Genomic DNA, 20,616 nt, shown 5'->3' on the forward strand with positions numbered 1-20,616 from the left:
GATATGATATACAGGAAATTCAAGGATAAGGAGTTGTCGGCTCTCGGTATGGGAGCTATGAGGCTGCCTGTCATAGATGGCGACGATAACAAGGTGGATGCTCCGAAGGTAGAGGAAATGGTATCCTACGCCATGGAAAAAGGGATCAATTACTATGACACTGCATGGGGCTATCATGGAGGAAATTCGGAGACAGTTATGGGCGAAGCCCTCAGCAGGTACCCAAGAGAGTCCTTTTATCTGGCGGATAAATTCCCGGGGTATGACCTTTCTAACATGGACAAGGTGGAGGAAATATTCGAGAAGCAGCTGGAGAAATGTCAGGTAGAATACTTTGACTTCTATCTTTTCCACAACGTATGTGAAATGAACATCGACGAATATCTCAATGAAGATCATGGCATCATGGAATACCTGTGGAAACAGAAAGAAAACGGCAGGATAAAACATCTTGGATTCTCTGTCCACGGAAGCTTCGATGTAGCCAGGAGATTTCTGGAGAAGTATGGAGACAGGATGGAATTCTGTCAGATACAGCTCAACTATCTGGATCTGACTTTCCAGCACGCCGATGAAAAGCTGAAGCTGCTGGAGGAGTACGGTATCCCTGTATGGGTCATGGAGCCTCTCAGAGGCGGTCGGCTGGCAAATCTGACTGACGATCAGATCTCGAGGCTCAAGGCTCTGAGACCTGATGAGAGCGCTATAGGCTGGGCTTTCAGATTTCTTCAATCTGTCCCTCAAGTAGTTGTGACCTTGTCGGGAATGTCCAGTTTCGATCAGATGAAGGACAACATCGCTATTTTTGAGAAAGACGCTCCACTGAACGACGATGAAAAGGGAGCGCTTCAGGATATCGCGGACGATATGCTGAAGGAAAAGGTGCTGCCGTGTACAGCATGTCATTACTGCACCAGCCATTGCCCGCAGGGACTGGATATACCTGAGCTGCTGAAACTTTACAACGAGCATGTCTTTACCGGAGGCGGATTCATCGCTCCGATGGCCCTCAGTGCCATACCGGATGATAAGAAGCCGAGCGCCTGCATAGGCTGCCGAAGCTGCGAGGCCGTCTGTCCGCAGCAGATAAAGATATCGGAAGCGATGGCTGATTTTTCGGAAAAGCTGAAAGGATGACGAATGTAAAATAATGAAAAATCGGGAAACTTCCCCGACCCTCTTGACTCTGCCCGGGGGAGATACTGTATCATATTAAAAAAGGAGTCTTGCGGCAGGCAAGGCTCGAAGACGGTCAGAAAAAGGTTCCGGCGATGCCGGAACCGGTAATGATATCGCGATACAAAGCGGCAGAAGGAAGGTCGAGATTTTGCTGGAGAAGCTTGCGGGTAAATACGGAGCCAGTGCAGGAGTGGTATGCCTTGTCGTATCAGCCCTGTTGTGGGGCGGAGAATACGTGGTAGCCAAGGATGTGCTGGACATCATGGAGCCTAACTGGAGCAATGCCATCAGAGGATTTTTCACATCGATATTTGCTATAATAGTATGGCGGAAATATTTCAGGAACGCCACCGGACGGGACTGGCTACGGGGGAGCTATAGTATCGGCTGATTATTTTACGGAAAAGACCAGTGTTGAATTTATAACAGGATGCCAATTTATATGCACCTTTATTATCGGTATCGTTTTCGCGCTCATCATGGAGCAGCCGCCGGACATAACGATGACGGCGCCTGTCGTGCTTGAGTTCATATATTTGATATTTTTCGGTACATTCATCACTCAGTTTCTGTTTACGTTTGGTGTCAAATACGCATCGGCCAATCAGGCCGGCGTCATATTCCCGCTGGAATCGGTGTCAGCTACTGTGTTCGGATGCCTGTTTCTCCATGAACAGCTGGCTGCCGCTCAGGTCCTCGGCGGGATATTGATAGTTACGGCGATAATAATCAGTAGTATTTCTCTGAAGAAGACCACTCAGCGATCACAGTAACAGGTGATCGACTGTCATGAAATATTGAAAAAAGGGGGCTGTCGCTGCAGCTGACCTGATTTGGTCAGCTGTGCGGCAGCCCTGTGTTTTTTGACAGATATTGAGGGAGAATGGATATGCCCTCGCTAAATGACACCCCTCTTGCCTGTGATATGCTCGATAGTCAGTTGATAGGCGCAGGAACCGCAGCCCTTTCTGATGTGCTCCTTGCCGCTTTCCATGAACTCAGCGGAATACTTGCCTACCAGTGCTTCCAGCACTGGAATCTTTTGGGCAGTGTCCTTTATTATCTCCACCTTGCCGAACAGGATGACGCTTTCAAACAACGTCGTGAAATTTTCCTTGGCGATATCATCCTTGCTTATGATGCTGAAGGAAACGTTACCGTTTTTGCTGAGACAGTCGTACTTGTAACCCTCGGCAGCGCCATGGAAATAGATTTTTCCGTCTTTATAGACAAAATTGACAGGAACGGAATAAGGATAGCCGTCTTCGCCGAAGACAGCCAGTGTGCCGTTGGCGGCAGTTGTCAGGACTTTTTCTATCTCATCCTGAGACAGCGCCTGCTCTTTTAAACGCATTTCTCTGAACATGTTTACCTCCTTTATATTCACATGTAAATCAGTTTACATATTTATACCTGAACTTTTTTATCACATTGCCTCTTTTTCGTTTTGCTTACTTTATCGTATAGCCGCCATCGGATACGAGAGTGGTACCGGTGACGAAAGACGACGCATCTGACGCCAGATAGAGATAAGCTTCAGCGATTTCCAGCGGCGTTCCCATTCTGCCGATCGGGTGATGAGCGGCGAATTCGCTGCAGTATTCCTCGATGGTCTGACCGTTCTGACGAGCATCCTCTTCTGCCATAGGAGTGAGTATGTATCCCGGAGCTACTGCGTTTACACGTATGTCGTAGCCTTTTTCGCCGCAGTAGAGAGCGGCGCATCTGGTCATGGCCTGGACGGCGGCCTTTGTCGCACAATACGCGAAAAACTCACTGTCGCCGACTATGCCGTCCACTGAAGCGGTGCTGACTACGGCCCCCGGCTTGCCATTTTCTGCTATGGCCTCTATTCCCAGCTGCATGCCGTAGAAGACACCGGTCTGATTGGTAGCGATGGTCTTATTCCATGTCTCGTCGCTGATCTCCGGAAGAGATTCACGGTAGCTGGTCCCTGCGTTGTTGATCAGGATATTGAGCTCGCCAAAGCGTTCCTTTGCCAATTTAATGGCTTCTTCCCAGCTTTCACGCAAGGTGACGTCCAGCCTGCAGAAAACAGCATGCCCTGGATAATCGGCGTTGATGGCTGCCGCGGCGCTTTCACCCTCCTTCGCGTCTCTTCCGCAGATGACGACCTTGGCGCCTTCGGATGCGAAAAGGTGGGCGGCGGTCCTGCCGATGCCCTTTGTCGCCCCGGATATCAGAGCGACCTTGTTTTCCAGTCTATTCATGATATATCTCCTTTCTTGATGCGCTCAGCGCGGTCATTCAGTTGCTCAGGGCTGATGCGGATGACAGTTCCGCCGTCAGGAGCGATTTCTTCATCGCCGTATACTACCCATATGGCATTCATGGGTTTATCAGGCATGGGCGCCTGGCCATCAGTGAAAATGATGCGATTATCCACCCGTAAAGTGAAAGCGTTTACCGCTGCATTGAAATCAGTACCGCCGCCGCCCTCAAAGACCATATCGTCTATGTCTTTTTCATTTCTGATATCGTGAAACCCGTAAAATACCGTATCGAAACAACCTGCTTTCATTTTGGAAAAGGTGAGTATGTTCTTGCATTCCCTCAGGAAATTTCTCAGCAGGTCTTCGTCCACTGACCAGCTGGTATCCAGGATGATTTCCGTTTCCGGGATGGGAAGTTCCTCCAGGACAGGTCTGACGATGTTGTCTTCCAGGATGGCGTTGGAATAAGACCAGTCTACCCCGTAATTTATCGTATTGGGGAGAATGACGCGCCAGTCGATGAGAGGGGCGGAAGCACCGATCTCCTCGACCGTTCTGATATCTCTGTTGACAGCGTTCCCTGCGTCAGATTCCTTTTCTTCTATCAGGGTATATTCGTCGTCTTCATCCTCGTCGTCGCGATCCTCTTCCAGCGGCAGCTCCTTATAGCTCTCTTCACTTTCGTCCTCATCGCTGTTATCACCGGTATCCTCCTGTTTGCTTTCGCTATGGCTGTCGGAAGGAGTTTCCTGCCCCTCCAGCTGGCCGTCTATAAGCTCGATGTCCAGTTTTTCGCTGAGCAGCAATTCGTAATATTCCTCGGCGCTGTAGTCGATGGCTTCGGGGTAATCGATGCCGCCTGAGATTATCTCCAGCCCATCGCGCTTCAACATCTGATTGATGACTGCGTCGGTGGCGCTCATCCATACCGTGGGATCCTTTCCCACGCCTCGCTCCTTATGTTCGAAGGCTATGTGGCAAAGCTCGTGAGCCAGAAGGAAAAGCTGGTCGTTATCGGAAAGCGTCGACATGTACCGTGGGTCGTAGAAGATGGTGGAGCCATCGTTTTTCATGATCCCTGTATCTTCGATTTCCTGATATTCCACATTTGCCGCCACGCTGCCGAAGAAGGGATACATGGCGAGTACCTTGCGTTTCAATATTGTTATATCGTATATCATCCTTTTTCTCCCGGCAGTGTGTAGGAATCGAAGACAGCGCTGAATTCTTCACCCAGCATGGATACGAATTTCTTTATTGTTTCCAGATGCTGCCGATCTGCCTGTGTCAGCCCGACTGTTGTCGCGTATCTTTCGGATGTATTCATCTTTTCGATATCCTTATCGCTGTAGTTGCCGCTGAGAACATCTTCCATGGTTATCGCCGGCTGGCTGCAGAACTTTACGAATTCATCGGTGATGTCTTCTCCGATGAGAGCGCGCAGCATTTCCGGACGTCCCGTCGCGTAGAGCATTTTTGAAGCCATTTCCCATTTTCTGGGGTCGGCGTTTGGCTTTTCTCCGGTGTATTCGCTTCTCAGCGGTTCGCCCCTCTTGCAGGCGATGTATGCGTAGATAGCGGGATGGATGTTGTTTTCCCGGGCCCATTTCAACCATTTTTCTGTGGTGGTGTTGATATATACGTGGGCAAATCTGTTGAAGAACGGCGCCGCCAGCTGATAAGCCGCCAAAGAGTCCTGTGTGTCGTTGCCCGCGGCGACGATCCTCGCGTTGTCGGGGAGCTTCCAGATGCCGTTGACTTCTCTGTCAAGCACGATGTTGAACGCCATGCCCTGTATGCTTGGCAGCGCGTTGTTTATCTCGTCAAAAAAGACTACGTGCAGCTTATCCGGCTCCTTTTCGCATTTTGCCTGTACTTTTTTGAACCATGTAGGAGGAATGTCGATCATTTCGCCTGTGGACTGATTGTAGACGCTTCTGCCGTTGAGGCTGTCCGGCGTGGCGTTGCGCAGATAGATTATTTCACAGGTCGGGTCTATTTGCTTTACTCTGGCACTCTTTCCTTCCGATGAAGGGCCGTGAAGGAATACGGCTACATCGCTTTCGATGGCGCCCCTTATGATATCCTCTTCGCTTACTTCTCCGAAAGTCAGGTTATAAGGGTTCCTTCGTTTTGCGGCTCTTTTTATCTCATTTTCGTATTCCGCCTTTTCTTCGGGGGTCATTTCGCGGAGGATGCTGGGGATCAGATCTTCCGCTAACGTCGTATTTAAATATGAATATATCGAAGTTTTTTCAAAATCCTCATCGTAGTAAGATTCGCTGGAAAACAGCACTCCGGATACGAGGATCTGCCTGCTGACGAGGAGAGCGGCTTCCTCGTCATACAGCCATTTTACCGGGGCCACTTCGATCCATACGATATCATCTTTTTTGCAGCTTTTCCCATTAGACAGCGAGAGAATGCGTTCCGCCATGCAGGCAACTCTGATGTATTTGTGACCGTCTCGCTGATATTCTTCGTATTGCGCCTGATATTTTTTGCCGGTTTTTCTCAGTCGCCCTTCGGAAAAATCCTGCTCAAGGGTCCTGGCAAGCTCTCTGTCTGCTGCGCTTTGCGGATATTCACCCAGCTGGACTTCTTTAAAGCCGGTGATGTCTTTTGTTGTCTTGCAGTGCAGCTGAGAGATATCCTGGCATTTCATCACCGGACGAACGCTGCCGCGGGATGTCGAATAGGCCACCTTCTGACTGCCATCACTGTCGACCAGACACACGTCGCCATAGCCGGAAGCTGAAGACAGGAACCATTTGCCCTGTTTTTCATCATCGACATCAGCCCCGGATATGATCCCGAAATCAGTCACACCGCATTTTGTACCCAGCGCGCGGATGACATCTATCGGTGCTTCTCCAAATACTTGCTCCTTTGAAAGTAAAGTGTATGTGTGATTCATCGCAATACCGTCCTTGATCATAGCTTTTCCAAATATGTATGATACACCAAATTTGGCATGGTCGAAAGAGCCAACGTTCAAATAATTTGAGGGACAGGAATGTGGCGGGATCACTTGCGCCGGATACGGGGCGGAAAAATGTGAGGGATGTTGTTTGAATAACGATGCAGATATAGTATTGATGCTATAATACAAAAACATCTATTTGTTGAACGGATAATTAGGAGGAAAAGATGAGGAAGTTAAAAAAAGTACTGCCGTTTTTGATGGTAATGCTCCTCATGCTGGGTATGACAGCATGTGGAACGGGAGAGCAGGATGCCGAACAGGAAGATGCCGCGGATCTGACCGGAAAAAGCCTGATGGTGTATTGCGGAGCCGGCATGAAGGAACCTTTCCAGGAAATCGCCTCGGCTTTCCAGGAGAAGACCGGGTGTGAGGTGAATGTAAATTTCGCTAACGCTGCCCAGATCCAGACACAGATCAATGAGTCCGGGGAAGGCGATATGTTTGTCGCCGGATCTGCGGAAGAGCTGGAGCCTGTCAGTGACAAAGTGAGCAGGAGTGTCGATCTGGTGAAGCATATCCCGGTGATCGCGGTACCAAAAGGTAATCCCGACAACATAACATCGATAGAAGATCTTGCCAGTGGCATTGGGGTTGTTACAGGCGACCCGGAAGCTACGCCTATCGGAAAAATCGCGATGAAAATGTTTGCGGACGCAGGGATAAGTGGCAGCGTGAATATCCTCGCGACGACAACCACCGCGCCGCAGCTTACTACGGCACTTGAGGCAGGAGAAGCGGACGCCGCGATCGTGTGGAAAGAAAATGTAAAGGGCGATCAGGTCGAGATCGCTGAGGTAGAGGGGATCGATAAATATATCAAGGTAATCCCTGCTGCTTCACTCAACACTACGCAGGATGACGAAACATTGAAGATTTTCGAGGAGTTCCTTAAATCAGAAGAAGCCATGTCGATATGGCAGGACTTCGGTTACGAGGCGGTAAATGCGGAATAATGGTAAAAAAGATGCTTTTTCAATAATAAGTATTGCGGTGGCACTGCTGATGATTTTCTTTATCGGCAGTGCTTTAATTTCTGTCGTGGCCGGAGGGATCAGTTATATCCCTGAGGCTGTAAAATCGGAAGAAATTTGGTTCTCGGTAAAGACGAGTCTGATCACTGCTACGATATCGACAGCTCTTTGCGTATTCATATCGATACCGTCATCCTACGCATTTACCCGGACCGATATGCCCTTCAGGCGAATATCGGAGCTTATCATGGAGCTTATGATGTGTTTGCCATATATCGTTCTCGGCCTGTGCCTGTTGATATTGTTTTCTTCCGAATTCGGCAAGGCTCTCAAGGAGCTTGGATTTCAGGTGGTGTTTGATGTAAAAGGCATTGTGATCGCGCAGTTTTTCGTGAACTTCCCCTATGCGATGAAAATGGTGAAAACAGCATTCATGCAGGTCGACAGACGGTTGGAAATAATAGCGGGCATGCTGGGAGCTTCAAAGTGGAAGCAGCTGACGACTATAATACTTCCGCTTTCCAGAAATGCTCTGATAAGCATGATCGTTCTTGTATGGTCGAGGGCGATCGGAGAATTCGGAGCTACCTTGATGCTGGTGGGGATAACAAGAATGAAAACGGAAACCCTTCCGGGAAGCATATATCTCAGTATATCGACAGGGGATACGGAAATGGCCATGGCGGCGGCGACGATAATGCTTTGCATTGCGATGATTTCTCTTACGGTGATCAACCGACTGAATACTACGCCGAAATACTTCCGGCTGAATGGAGCAGAATGAAATGAATACGATCGAATGCAGAGCTCTTGTTGTTAAAAGAGGGAATTTCACACTTGGCCCTGTAAATCTGAATATCGAGAAAGGAGAAATCTTCTGTATCCTGGGGCGCACGGGGTCGGGGAAAACTGTTTTCCTTGAAACGCTGGCAGGCTTTTACGATAAAAAGTACGAGGGAGAGATAGTGATCCATGGTAAAAACAGGGGCTTTGTTTATCAGGATTCAGGCCTTTTCCCTCATATGACCGTTGAAAAAAACATATCATATGGACTGCGAATGAATCGTGTGGATAAAAAAACGATAGAGGAGAAAGTCCGGGATATCACAGAGATACTGTCGATATCAAATATACGAAAACAATATCCGGCTACAGTAAGCGGAGGTGAGCGTCAGAGAGCGGCGCTTGCCAGGACTCTTGTAATGGATCCTGATATAATATTTATGGATGAGCCTTTTTCCGCGCTGGATCCGGCTACATGCAGGAGAATGTATGAAGAGATCAGGCGCATACATAAGAAGTTCAAATGTACGATAATATTTGTAACGCATGATTTCAGAGAGGCGCAGCATCTTGCCGATCGTGTCGGGGTCATGCTGAATGGTAAATTGAGAACAATAGTGAGAGCTGAAGAGCTTTTTACAGTCCAACACGAGGAAGATGTCAAAGAATTTTTAGGAGGTGTACAGCATGAATAAGAAAGAATTGTTGGAGCTTATTGTCACACGTTTCAGAGAACTTCCTGAAATAGAGAGCCTGATCGATGAAACTGCTGAAATCAGAGCGAAAGCATTGTCACCTGAGGAGGCGATAGGGAATACAGAGAGGAAGGATTATCCTATACTTGACGGAAAAGACGTGATGATCGAGGCTGTCTGCAACGGAGCTGCGGGGCAGGCGTTCACCTGCGCGCCGGCTGACTTTTCCGGAACATTAAACGATGTTCTGGACATGGATTTTGAAAATGATACTCAGGCCGCAGGGCTTATGATAGCCGCGATAAATGCTGTGATGGCAAGTCTGGGCATTTGCGACAGAACGGTTCACTGCAAAAATGAAGGCCCGGCATTGTGCGGCATAGAAATGATGAAATATTTCAAAGAAAATCATTATGATGAGAATATCCTTATCGTAGGGTATCAACCGTCGATCATTTCAAATCTCACAGCAAATATGAAAAATGTAAGAGTGCTGGATCTGAACCCCGATAATATCGGATATGAAAAATGCGGCGCGATCATCGAAGACGGCGAACGTGCGATGAAGGGAGCTGTCGAATGGGCCGATGTCATATTATGTACGGGAAGCACTGTGTGTAATGGAACTCTTGTTGATTATCTGGATACGGGAAAGAAAACATATTTCTTCGGGACTACCCTTGCGGGGACAGCAAAGCTGTTAGATCTTGACCGGTTATGTTTCGCGGATATCGTTTGATCCACGGAAACGCAGACAGAGACCCATCCTGCCCGATACAGTCGGAGGGTGATTTCCTGTCCCCTCTGTATAACGAGAACCACAGGCCGGCTGTTATGAATTATCCATTGCAGTTGATCCGTCAGTCGTGTCCGTAAAAATTTGAGGAAGTTCAGCCTTCTTCGCCACAGATGGATGCCGTAAAGACTGTGGAAGCTGTTGAAGCTGAAGAAGCTGCGAAGCTGTGAGAGCTGTGAAAATGCCAACTCGTTGAAATTTTCCGGACTTTTGGGCAAAAATAACGGATTTGACACGGCTTCCGCAAGACAAAATGCCTATAACCCTTTTTTTCATCAGTCCTTTTGGCATATTTCGAGAGCCGATTGGTAAATTTTATGCCAAAACAAATTGTTTTCATCACAGTATTTGGCATTTCAGCACTGGTGAGAACGCCACAGAACTGTGAAAGCCTTGAGGTATAGAGAGGTTTTGCGGATTGTGCATCTTTATCTTATAAAGAAAAGCCTCGCAGATGATTCTGCGAGGCTTTGCAATTGGTACACCATCAGGGGATCGAACCCTGGACACCCTGCGAACCTTGGGCGTTTGCATACCGCCTTACCACTTCGTATCGCGTGTTATATTATCTGCGATGATCGTTGAAAACTCAACGGATAGCGGATATCATAACACGAAATAAAACTTAAAGATATTTTATGATTATTATTCAAAAACAGAGCGCTTTGTGGGAAGAATTTATAGATATGAGGAGGAAACAGCAATGATAAGTTATAAGAAATGTGAAGGTTAATTTTATCCTGATTTGGGAGGTTCAGAAGAAAACATGCATAGCTTGTCTTCAATACAGCTAATCAGTTATGCAGATATAAATAGCACGGATGAGTTGACAATAATATCTGTTAGTTTAGAAGGCGGAATAAAAAATTGATAAAGGTCTTGTTTGAGAAGGTGTTGAGCAAGACCTTTGTATTTATGTGGCGGATAGGCTCATATATGTAAAAAAATGTTGAAAAATCAATCGTTTTTTTGATACAATATATATTATTATGGAGAGATATGTAATGAGGTATTGACAGATGATGACAGCAGAAAGGACAATTTTAGCAAGCAAGCAAGCAAGCAAGCAAGCAAGCAAGCAAGCAAGCAAGCAAGCAAGCAAGCAAGCAAGCAAGCAAGCAAGCAAGCAAGCAAGCAAGCAAGCAAGCAAGCAAGCAAGCAAGCAAGCAAGCAAGCAAGCAAGGCGTAACTCTGTCCTTTTTTCATGTCAAACTGAAAACTGCACAAAAACGGAAGGCGTATTCCGCCCGTTTTCATACGGGTGGGATGCGTCTTTTTTCGTTGTGCGCCTGGCGGCGCACGTTTCTAACGGGTGAAAGTCCCGAATCCGCCCGGTAGTGGGAAGGATATAGCCGAAGGCAAGGGTGTTGCAGGTGACTGCAAATCTGAAGGAAGCCGGGTGTGGGGAAGCTACTAACCCACGGGCAAATCTCCGGTCTGACGAACAGAAATCGCATATTAGGCTATGCATGAGGGTAAGTCTGCAACACACGATGAAGCCCGATAGCTACACGGAATCATGCATGGTAAATGCGGCAGATAGATGGAGAGAAAGAAACGTGTGGTACCCAGGGAGGTCTGTGTGAGACGCCCTGAAAAGGGTAACCGCTATCGTAAGGTGGCGCTGAGCACACAGAAGTCAGCAGAGGTCATAGTAACTGAGAAGCGAAGGACCGAATCAATAGGAGTCTTAAGTACAACCTGGAAAGGAGGAATGAGCAAATGAGTGCAGAAAACGAGAAAGAAAGCTGCTCACAGAGAGATAGCGCGGAACGTAAAGGGTATGTGAGAGCGCACCGTTCATTTAACCGGATATGGAAGGAAAGAGACAGTGCAGAGCCGGACATCTTAGGTAAGATACTGGAAAGAGATAACATGAACAGAGCTTACAAAAGAGTGAAGGCAAACAAGGGAGCGCCGGGGATAGATGGAATGACCATTGAAGCGGCACTGCCATGGCTTAGGGAACATAAAGACGAGTTGATAGGAAGAATCAAAAGAGGGAAATATACCCCCTCACCCGTAAGACGAGTCGAAATTCCAAAGCCGGATGGAGGAATACGAAAGCTTGGTATTCCTACCGTCATCGACCGAATCATCCAGCAGGCAATAGCACAGAAGCTGATGCTAATCTACGAGCCAATGTTCTCGGACGGAAGCTACGGCTACAGGCCGGGACGGAACGCAAAAGATGCAATAGAGCGAGTAAGGGAATACGCCGAGGAGGGATATCGCTATGCGGTGAGTCTCGACTTGAGTAGGTATTTTGACACACTGAACCATGAGATATTACTGAACAGGCTGCGTAAGGAAGTCAAAGATGAGAGGGTCATCCAAATCATCAAGAGATATCTTAAAAGTGGAGTGATGGAAAATGGAGTGGTCATGGACACGGAAGAAGGCTCTCCGCAAGGAGGGAACCTGTCCCCGCTGCTTGCTAACATCTATCTGGACGAATTCGACAAGGAATTCGAAAGGAGAGGTGTACCGTGTGTGCGGTACGCTGACGATATCGTACTACTTGCAAAGAGCGAGAGAGCGGCTAAACGGCTATTGGAAACAAGCACTTCATACTTGGAAAACAAGCTGAAGCTGACTGTCAACAGAAAGAAGAGCAAAGTGGCCAGTGTGTATGCGATTCGAAATTTTAAGTTCCTCGGCTTCGCATTGGGAAGGAACGGAAATGGTACATTCATTCGAGTTCATCCGAAGTCGTGGAAGAAGATGAAAGCCAAACTGAAAAGCCTGTCTTCCCGCAGACATGTTCAGAGCGTAATACCGGCACTGTGCAAAATCAGAGAGTATATGCGAGGATGGCTTAACTACTACGGAATCGCAGCGATGAAGCAAGCAATCGAAGAACTGAATGGATGGCTATACCACAGAATACGCATGTGTATATGGAAGATGTGGAAAAAGCCGAGGTCGAAGATGAAGTATCTGATGAAGCTTGGGATACCGAAGCATTATGCCTTCATGGCGGCTAACAGCCGCAGAGGGCATTGGTTTACATCGGCAACCAGCACAGTAAACAGAGCCTTATCAAAAGAAATACTGGTACGCAAAGGCTTTTATGATTTAGCCGATGCATACCAGCAGATGCACGTCAACTATTGAAACCGCCGTATACGAGAACCGTACGTACGGTGGTGTGAGAGGACGGCGGTTAGTCACCGCCTCCTACTCGATTCCGGCGGACTGAAAATTTTTTTAACCACATACTCACTGCTTGGTCAATCAGAAACGAAGGGAGGGGTTTTATGGCAGAAGAAAAAGGAATACCGGCGCGGCGTGTTGCCTTCCTGGAAACCTGCTTTGATGTTTTCTGCGAAAACGGGCTGGAAAATACCGGTCTGAAAATGCTGGCCGATGCCTGCGGTGTGACTAACGGAAATCTGCTGTACTATTTCGACAGCAAAGATAATATAGTCATCGAGGCCACCGCTCACTGCATGGCAAAGGTGGAAGATGATTTCATGGCGAAAGCGCCGACAAGCGTTGAGGATATTGAACGCTTCCTGCGTGAGATGCCATATCTTACAGCAAAGCTGCACGGGAAAAAATATCGCTTTATGTATCAGGTGTATGCAAGCCCTAAATACCGGGAATACGGCAAGGAATTTTTCAAAGGTGTAAATGCGCGCTATTACGAATATGCCGTACAGCTTTCCCAAAAGCTCGGTATGCCGGTGGACTTCATCCGGGGCATGACGTATATCTTCGTCCGTGCCTGCGTACATTATGCGCTGTTTGAGGACGAAGAATATCTGAGGCTACAGCTGGAGGCAATACGCACATCATTGAAGTTGTTTGTAAAAGAAAGTAAAACGAAGGAGGAAAACCTATGAAACACAAAATACGCAGCCGGGTATTGACGGTGATGCTGTCGCTAATGTTTATCGTTGGCCTGATGCCTGCAACAGTCTTTGCGGCGAATACTACGACCCTGAATGTAAACGGTACAAATATTCTTACCGCACCCGACTACAAGGTTGTATGCGGAAGCGGAACGGCAACCTATGATCCTGGTACCAACACACTGACTTTGGATAACGCAGAGATAAACTACCAGCAAAATAGCGGTAACAATGGTGCGGGCGCAATTCTGTTTGACGGAGATTTGAACATCAATCTGGTTGGGGAAAATACGATCACGTCTGTCACCTGCGGTATTCTCGGAAAAAACGCCGGGACGCTCACGATAACCGGCGATTCGCTGACCCTTGACTGCATATATTACGGAATCGCAAGGTATTCAGCCGGCGCCGACATCACGATCGACGGCGCTGACATTGACGTTACTGCAAAAGGCGCAGATAATTTTACGGGTGTGGGTATTCAGGCCAGCGGGGTGCTGTCGATTAAAAACGGCGCATATATTGATGCTACCGATGTATCACATCACCCGATCATTGGAAATGCCGGAATTGAAATAGAAGACAGTACGGTATACGCACAACAATATACGGATTATTATGCTGCGATCAGGTCGGATAGCGAAATATCTATCAGCAATTCCACGGTTGAGGCAAAGGCCGATTCGGAAGGTTCTTCGGCAATTTGGACGGGAAACGACTTATCATCAACTTTCGGTAACATTACAATATCCAACGGAAGCGATGTAACGCTTTACTCCAAGAGCTCAAACGCAGTTTATGCAATGCTCGGAACCATTTCCATCAGCGGCTCGACTGTAAAAGCAGAATCATTTTCTGGAGCATATCCTACCCTTTGTGCAGACGGCGATATTGATATTACCGATCATTCTGATGTAACGGTTAAAAGTGCCGACACCATTGGTATTTATTCTACTGGCGGTGCCGTCGAAATTCAGGATTCGATCGCTCATGTTACAGCTCACGATGAATGGGACGCCATCCGAGGAAACGACGGCGGCGCTGCAATCAGCGGCAGCTGGGTCGAGACTTTCGGGTCTATGGTCAGTCAGTTGTTTACACATTCTGACAGCGCTATTTTTCTGAACAACGAGGGTGAGGCAGACGGTTCACTCATACTTCCGGGCGATGTGACTGTCAGCAAGGATATGATTCTGTCTGTTCCGGAAGATTCATCCATTACAGTGCCGGACGGCGTGATCTTTACAAATCACGGTCAGATCGAGCTGCTGGGTGAGCTTGTCGTTAACGACGGTGCCATTGTCTGCGACAGCCACAGCGGCGGCACGGCAACCTGCATAGAAAAGGCAAAGTGCAGCATTTGCGGTAAAGAATATGGTGATCTTGGTTCGCATGTAATGAAGAAGACAGAAGCTAAAAAAGCCACCTGCACAGAGGACGGCAATACGGAATACTATACATGCGAAATCTGCGGTAAAATTTTCAGCGACAAAAATGGCTTGGTTGAAATTCAGCTTTCCGATACTGTAATTAAAGCCAAAGGGCACAGCTATGAGAATGGCAGGTGTACATTGTGCGGCGCTGCTGAAGGGTCAGCCCAGACAGGCGATGACAGCAGCATCGTCTCTTTGGCAATACTTGCTGGTATTGCCGCCCTTGGAATTGCGGGGACAGCATTATACAGGAAAAGAAGAGAAATAAAGTAATCAGGACCATGCCGCATTAACGGGAAACAAAGCGTTAATGCGGCAGTTTTTTTTCAAAGCATAACTTCTTCTTAACTTTGATTTTCTGAAGACGATTCACAGATTCATGTCCTGCAGGGGATTTTGATTAGAAAGCAATTTACTTGAGACATTTTACAAAATTTAAAAATTATGGTAATATACCCTCCATAAGCACAAGAAACGGGGGGTGGCGAAATGGAAGAAAAGCGTCCTTTTGAAGATGATAGGTTGTATACGGTCAGCCAGGTGACAAAAGCCTGCGGAATAAGCCGTTCCACTATTCTGAGAATGGAAAGGGACAATCTTGTGGTTCCGGCAAATACGAATACTGACAACAGTTATCGTTATTATGACCTTTTTAATGTTTTTCAAATACAGCAGATCAACTATCTGAAAGAACTGGGATTAAAGAAAAGCGAAATATTAAAATATTATGATACGAATGGGGACATAACGGAGCCCCTTCAGATTCTTGAGAACAAATTGATGCTGCTGAGACAGAGTGTAGAGCTGTTGAGGCTCAGAAAATCGGAGGAAGAAAACATGATTATAAGTTTCTACGATTTTCCGGAACAGATTTGCTATACCCGAAAAGCTAAAAGCTCAGGTTCTGCCGATACATACCGGATAATGTATGATCTGTGTCAGGAAGCTGTGACGAAGGGGTATGAACTGTTATCGAGCATGCCGCTTTTTGGGATCAATATGCGTACGGATTTTCTGAAAGGAGATTTTTCGGAAAAAGATTTTGATTATATCTGTTGTGTTCCGCTGGCGCCGGAAAGGGCGCCGGAGGAGGCGGAAGTGATTCCTGCGTGTCATGCGGTATCGCTGTTGTATCATGGCTCATATGAGCATCCGGAAAAGCCGTTTCTGGCTCTTGGAAAATATGTGTCTGAAAATGATCTGATACCGGCAGGGCCTCTGCGGGTGGTAGGTATTGTGGCACCGTATGTAGGTAAAATGATTTCTCCCGAAAATTATGTGACAAGGCTGGTATTACCGATTGAATAACCAAATAAATATATGCTAACAACTTGACCTGTTCATAGGAGAACAGATTATAATTAGTATAAAAAGTTTTACAGATCATACAGTACAGAATATAAAACAAAAGGAGAAGATCCATGCAGAAGAGGAAGTGGACCGCAGTATTGCTGGCTGTTATCATGGTGACTACCGCGATAACAGGGTCAGTGTATGCAACAGATGGTTTGGAAAAACAGACCATGAATATATCTGCCAAAGAGGTAACGGTACGCTCTGTTATTCTGGAGCATTTCGGCGAGCTTGCAGGCGAAATAATCAACAATGTGACGGAGATGACTCTGGAGGATATCAACGGTGCAACGGACGGGCAATTGTCGGAAGGGCTTTGCACACTGCTGGGAGGTGCCACAGGCAGAGCCCTAAATGAGATATCGGATGAGATCGAGGCGACTCAGGAGATGATTGCAGAGCTTCAGAAATCGGTGGAGGTTCTGGCTGTTCAGACAGAGAAACACCTTGATGTGATAGAGGATCATCTGAACGAACAGGATCTGGACGATGCACTTGATACTTTAAACGAAGCCGATGCAGCGGTGGATTCGTTAAGCGGACAGTACAGAGAAATAATCGACAGCCTCTATGACTCTGACGGAAAGCTTAAGGAGGAAATAGGGACAGATGAAATCATACGGATCAATGGATTTATAAAGCATATCGATCAACTGGATATTTCTGCTCTGCTTGATAAAATAAAGGCAGATGTGAATCCTGGTATGGGGGAAACAATATATGATGTGCAGTTAAAATGCTATGAGGGAGAAACCTCTTTCAGACATAAGACATATATGAGTGCATATGCACTGGCTAATTGGATTACACAGATTCGGGCAGGACTTCTATTCTTCGAGAAAGAATCTGAAAGCTATAAGCAGATGCTTATTTATAAACATAATAATCCTGAGGATACGGATCTTGAGGGCTTCACGCCGAACTTTGCGAATTATGCATCCTTATATAATCAATTTATTGAAAATACCAATGCGGAAATCGAAAAAACAGCACTGTTTGAGGAAATAGGCAAGATCTTCAGCGGCGTTGATGACGGAGAACTGCCGCAGCAGGGAAATTACGGAAATGAAGAGGAATTTCAGGATGCAGTGGAATATTATCTGATGAACCATACCGATAATCTTCAGGATGCGATAGATGATTCCATATTGACAGAGATAGAGGTATATGCGCCGGACGGGAGCAGGGTAACAGAACAGGCCTATAAAGTTGTTTCCAATAAAGACGGCTGTGCATATTATATATCTCTTGAGGAACATACGCTTGATGACTATTTGATTTACAGAGATGAAGGATATCCGCCGACATTTTACTATAAAGTCGATTACGGAGCTGGTGTCACAACTGACGGCAAGTATATGCTTCCGGCAGACCAGAAGGCCGTGAAAGGTCTGTTCAACAGTCCGGCAGGAACGAAAGAACAGCTGACCTGGCTGATTGAGGAACTGCGTGACAGAGAAGGGAATTGCTTATTGAAGAATGACCGGAAGATTCTCTTGACCACGAATAAACAGGAAAAATTTTATCTTGTGGATCAAGGAAGTATTGATTACCCATATTCATATGAAGCAATAGATTACCTTTATCTTCTGGATGCCAATTATTTCAATAGCGATGATAGCTTGACGGAAACGAATTATATGCAGTGTGATGGCCATAGATATGACTCCAAATCAGTCTTTTTTTGGAATGAATACAGGTTTCACGGAGATAACCACGATACGGTCGTAAGAGATGCACCTCTTCTCATGGTATATAAGGATGCTACTTATAATGGGGAAGAAAAGCCTGTGACGGCAGATGAACTACCTGATAAATTTAATCTGGAAGACGGACAGACACTGGATCTTGGTGAAATATCCGGGCAGCATAGTAAATCTGTTACCATAACGGGAAACGTCACGATAAAGGGCGCAAATAATACTATAGGAGGATTGAAGCTGTATCTGTATGAAGATGCAAACCTGACACTGGAAAATATCAATCTGACTGGTGATAATACCATAGTAAGATCCCATGGACGAAATACGAAGCTGATAATAAAGGGAGATGTTAAGCTCGAGAGCACAGATGACGCACCTGCTGTAAAGGGATACAGTGATTCTGAGCAATTTATTATCACATCCGCAAATGGAGTCGGAGTCAGTGATGCAGTGTAGGACAGGCTGACTGTTATATCTGAAGAAGAGAATACTGCGGCTATAGAGATTGATAATTCCCTCAGGATAGAAAACCTGCATATTGAAGTGAATTCAAAAAAATGCAGTAAAGCAATTATGTGCGGAAATAATTCCAAAATAACAGACTGCTGGCTGCATACGATAGTTTCAGAAGCCGGAAACGGTGAGCTTACAATAACTTCCGGAGAAATAGCGGGGAATACTCTATATCTTACATATGGAGGAATAGATGGCGATGTGGTGAAATCCGATAATGACTGGACAGGGAATATTCGTGTTAAAGTCGAGCTGAAGACCGGAGATGTAAAAGATGCCTCGTCTGATGCAGTCGTACACATGACTTTGTATGATTCCAATGGCGCATCATACACGGTAGACAGTGTGGGGGAGGCTGACGGAGATCAGTTTGAGAGGAACCACACAGATGTATTGTATTACAGTATCCCTTCTGCCGTGATGAACGGATGTACTGCCGTAGAGCTGAAAATGGAAGGTGATGACGGATGGTATGTAGATACGGTAAAAGTTACCGAGTCAAGCATCGGTAATTTTGAAACAGGCGAGGGTCAGAAAACTTTTAATTTCTATAGATGGCTGGACAACGATGGCAGTCATAAGGCTGAACTGACGGATAAGGCCGTGAAGTTTACAGTGGAAACGGCGAATGAAGACGATGCAGGTACTGCGTCAAAAATAGAAGTGACTGTGGAATACAAAGACGTAGCGGGCGTCATAAAGACTCTGAAAAAGACTGAACTTACCAGCAGAACGCCGGATGGAAAGTTCTCTGCAGGCACGATTCTTAATATACCGGTAGCATTTACCGAAGAGGAAGTCGATGATATAGACGAGGTTACAGGATTTTATGTGACTACGGACCATTCGGGATCCAAGCCGGGATGGAAGCTGAAGACTCTGAAATTCTCATATGATAAAGTAAGCTATACAGCAAATCCGAACCAATGGTTTATTAAATCAGGACAGACAGGGTATTTTGGAAACAGCTGGAACAGTACAGGAGCTGTAGAACTGGTCACGAAGACAGCTGACAGAGATAAAGCGGGAACGGATGCCAATATCAAGCTTAAACTGGTTACAGAAAACGGAACGGTTACAGATGGACTGGATTTTACGGATTTCTGTGACAGAAGAGAGTATGATCCTATGGAAAGAGGAGCAGTAGATACATTCCATATTGCCTACCCTGAGCAGATAGGAGAAGTAAAAGGTCTGATTCTCGAGTCCGATGGAAGCGGTTCCGGTCCTACATGGGAATGTGATACGATTACTGTTAAACTCAGAGGGAACGATGGGTCGGTCAAAACCTATAATTTCAGCATTTACTGCAAGATAGGAGAAGGGACCTATCAGTTTATGGCTGATAATATGCTGAAAACCAATGCAAGCAGTGAACAGGAGCTGGTGGAGATTATGGAAGAAGCAAAGGATATGAGTTCTTTCCATATCACAGCAGATGGCATGCTTAGCAGATTGTCCGCGGAATTTTTAAGCAGACTGTCTGAAATAGGAAAGACAATGGTATTGGAATTCAGATCAGGAGGAGCCATGACATATCAGTGGATTTTCCGGGGGAATGATATGGCGGAAATCCTGTCGGACATAGCTTTGGAAGTTGAATTTTATTCAGAAGTAATAGAAAAAATGATAGGCATAGAGAAGACAGGAACTATGGCAGTGGTGAACCTCCCTGATATATCCAAGCTGCCGGAAGGCGTAAGTATTAATGTAAACGGCAGCCCATATGGATTCGAGCCCGGCGATACAGTATATATATTCATGGAATGAAAAAACAAAAATGCTGACTGTACAGGGAAAAGTGCAGGCAGATGGTAACAGCGGTATCCTTATAGACGTAAGGAGTGAAGGCCCGTATCTGTTGACTTCAGAACTGGCCAAGCCTGCGGCAGGATCTGAAACAACCGTTGATAACGGGATTTATGCGGATGAGGGGACAGCTGACAGCGGAAAAACCTCCGATATACCGAAAACAGGCGATGACAGCAATGCAGCTACATGGATCGTGATTGCAGTATCAGCGGCTTTAGGTGCGGCAGTAACGATGCTGCGTACCAGGAGGAGGAAACAGCATTAAGATAAATATATAAGATTAAAGGAATATGTTATTTCG

General features: G+C 46.4%; 19 protein-coding genes. 15 read left to right on the top strand and 4 right to left on the bottom strand.

Going from position 1 to position 20,616, the window contains the following annotated elements:
* Positions 1–3 precede the first annotated feature (3 nt).
* The 3 genes from ACQY69_RS09680 to ACQY69_RS09690 all read left to right on the top strand — a co-directional run bounded on the left by ACQY69_RS09680 (position 4) and on the right by ACQY69_RS09690 (position 1,952).
* Entirely contained in the window at positions 4–1,137 is a 1,134-nt protein-coding gene (locus tag ACQY69_RS09680) for an aldo/keto reductase (protein WP_428260321.1), read from the top strand.
* A gap of 190 nt (positions 1,138–1,327) precedes the next feature.
* Complete coding sequence (locus tag ACQY69_RS09685) at positions 1,328–1,570, top strand: EamA family transporter (RefSeq protein ID WP_428260322.1); 243 nt, start codon at positions 1,328–1,330, stop codon at positions 1,568–1,570.
* Positions 1,571–1,601: 31 nt separating this feature from the next.
* The gene (locus ACQY69_RS09690) at positions 1,602–1,952 is read left to right on the top strand and encodes an EamA family transporter (RefSeq protein WP_428261046.1); all 351 of its coding nucleotides are present in this window, start codon (positions 1,602–1,604) and stop codon (positions 1,950–1,952) included.
* 125 nt (positions 1,953–2,077) lie between these two features.
* Here ACQY69_RS09690 and ACQY69_RS09695 read toward each other — a convergent pair whose 3' ends face one another.
* The 4 genes from ACQY69_RS09695 to ACQY69_RS09710 form a co-directional block, all read right to left on the bottom strand.
* A complete protein-coding gene (locus ACQY69_RS09695) occupies positions 2,078–2,545 on the bottom strand; it encodes a pyridoxamine 5'-phosphate oxidase family protein (protein WP_428260323.1) in 468 nt (155 codons plus the stop codon).
* A gap of 85 nt (positions 2,546–2,630) precedes the next feature.
* Positions 2,631–3,410, bottom strand: coding sequence for an SDR family NAD(P)-dependent oxidoreductase (locus tag ACQY69_RS09700; RefSeq protein ID WP_428260324.1), 780 nt, complete (start codon positions 3,408–3,410; stop codon positions 2,631–2,633).
* On the bottom strand, positions 3,407–4,594 hold the full coding sequence (locus ACQY69_RS09705; protein WP_428260325.1) for a vWA domain-containing protein: 1,188 nt from the start codon (positions 4,592–4,594) through the stop codon (positions 3,407–3,409). Before ACQY69_RS09705 ends, ACQY69_RS09700 begins: the two co-directional genes overlap by 4 nt.
* Positions 4,591–6,330, bottom strand: coding sequence for an ATP-binding protein (locus ACQY69_RS09710; RefSeq protein ID WP_428260326.1), 1,740 nt, complete (start codon positions 6,328–6,330; stop codon positions 4,591–4,593). The genes ACQY69_RS09705 and ACQY69_RS09710 overlap by 4 nt, the downstream gene beginning before the upstream one ends.
* A 233-nt stretch (positions 6,331–6,563) precedes the next feature.
* On the opposite strand from ACQY69_RS09710, the gene modA reads away from it, so the two are divergent.
* The 12 genes from modA (at position 6,564) to ACQY69_RS09770 (ending at position 20,580) form a co-directional block, all read left to right on the top strand.
* The gene (gene modA, locus ACQY69_RS09715) at positions 6,564–7,352 is read left to right on the top strand and encodes a molybdate ABC transporter substrate-binding protein (protein ID WP_428260327.1); all 789 of its coding nucleotides are present in this window, start codon (positions 6,564–6,566) and stop codon (positions 7,350–7,352) included.
* Positions 7,342–8,154, top strand: a complete 813-nt coding sequence (locus ACQY69_RS09720; protein WP_428260328.1) for an ABC transporter permease — start codon at positions 7,342–7,344, stop codon at positions 8,152–8,154. The genes modA and ACQY69_RS09720 overlap by 11 nt, the downstream gene beginning before the upstream one ends.
* A 1-nt stretch (position 8,155) precedes the next feature.
* Positions 8,156–8,848 (top strand): ATP-binding cassette domain-containing protein, encoded by a 693-nt coding sequence (locus ACQY69_RS09725; protein ID WP_428260329.1) that lies wholly within the window; start codon positions 8,156–8,158, stop codon positions 8,846–8,848.
* Positions 8,841–9,587 carry a Rossmann-like domain-containing protein gene (locus ACQY69_RS09730; protein ID WP_428260330.1) on the top strand — a complete coding sequence of 249 codons (747 nt, stop codon included), beginning with the start codon at positions 8,841–8,843 and terminating at the stop codon, positions 9,585–9,587. The genes ACQY69_RS09725 and ACQY69_RS09730 overlap by 8 nt, the downstream gene beginning before the upstream one ends.
* A gap of 1,076 nt (positions 9,588–10,663) precedes the next feature.
* Positions 10,664–10,960, top strand: a complete 297-nt coding sequence (locus ACQY69_RS09735) for a hypothetical protein (RefSeq protein WP_428260331.1) — start codon at positions 10,664–10,666, stop codon at positions 10,958–10,960.
* 406 nt (positions 10,961–11,366) lie between these two features.
* Entirely contained in the window at positions 11,367–12,761 is a 1,395-nt protein-coding gene (gene ltrA, locus ACQY69_RS09740; protein WP_428257586.1) for a group II intron reverse transcriptase/maturase, read from the top strand.
* A 143-nt stretch (positions 12,762–12,904) separates the two neighbouring features.
* Positions 12,905–13,492 (top strand): TetR/AcrR family transcriptional regulator, encoded by a 588-nt coding sequence (locus tag ACQY69_RS09745; protein WP_428260332.1) that lies wholly within the window; start codon positions 12,905–12,907, stop codon positions 13,490–13,492.
* On the top strand, positions 13,489–15,207 hold the full coding sequence (locus tag ACQY69_RS09750; protein ID WP_428260333.1) for a hypothetical protein: 1,719 nt from the start codon (positions 13,489–13,491) through the stop codon (positions 15,205–15,207). The genes ACQY69_RS09745 and ACQY69_RS09750 overlap by 4 nt, the downstream gene beginning before the upstream one ends.
* 216 nt (positions 15,208–15,423) lie before the next feature.
* On the top strand, positions 15,424–16,242 hold the full coding sequence (locus ACQY69_RS09755; RefSeq protein WP_428260334.1) for a MerR family transcriptional regulator: 819 nt from the start codon (positions 15,424–15,426) through the stop codon (positions 16,240–16,242).
* Positions 16,243–16,355: 113 nt separating this feature from the next.
* Positions 16,356–18,446 carry a hypothetical protein gene (locus tag ACQY69_RS09760; RefSeq protein WP_428260335.1) on the top strand — a complete coding sequence of 697 codons (2,091 nt, stop codon included), beginning with the start codon at positions 16,356–16,358 and terminating at the stop codon, positions 18,444–18,446.
* A gap of 117 nt (positions 18,447–18,563) precedes the next feature.
* A complete protein-coding gene (locus ACQY69_RS09765; RefSeq protein ID WP_428260336.1) occupies positions 18,564–20,273 on the top strand; it encodes a PLAT/LH2 domain-containing protein in 1,710 nt (569 codons plus the stop codon).
* A gap of 10 nt (positions 20,274–20,283) precedes the next feature.
* Positions 20,284–20,580 carry an LPXTG cell wall anchor domain-containing protein gene (locus ACQY69_RS09770; RefSeq protein ID WP_428260337.1) on the top strand — a complete coding sequence of 99 codons (297 nt, stop codon included), beginning with the start codon at positions 20,284–20,286 and terminating at the stop codon, positions 20,578–20,580.
* Positions 20,581–20,616: the final 36 nt, after the last annotated feature.

The organism is Gallibacter sp. Marseille-QA0791 (assembly GCF_965119705.1).
GTDB lineage: Bacteria > Bacillota > Clostridia > Peptostreptococcales > Anaerovoracaceae > Lentihominibacter > Lentihominibacter excrementipullorum.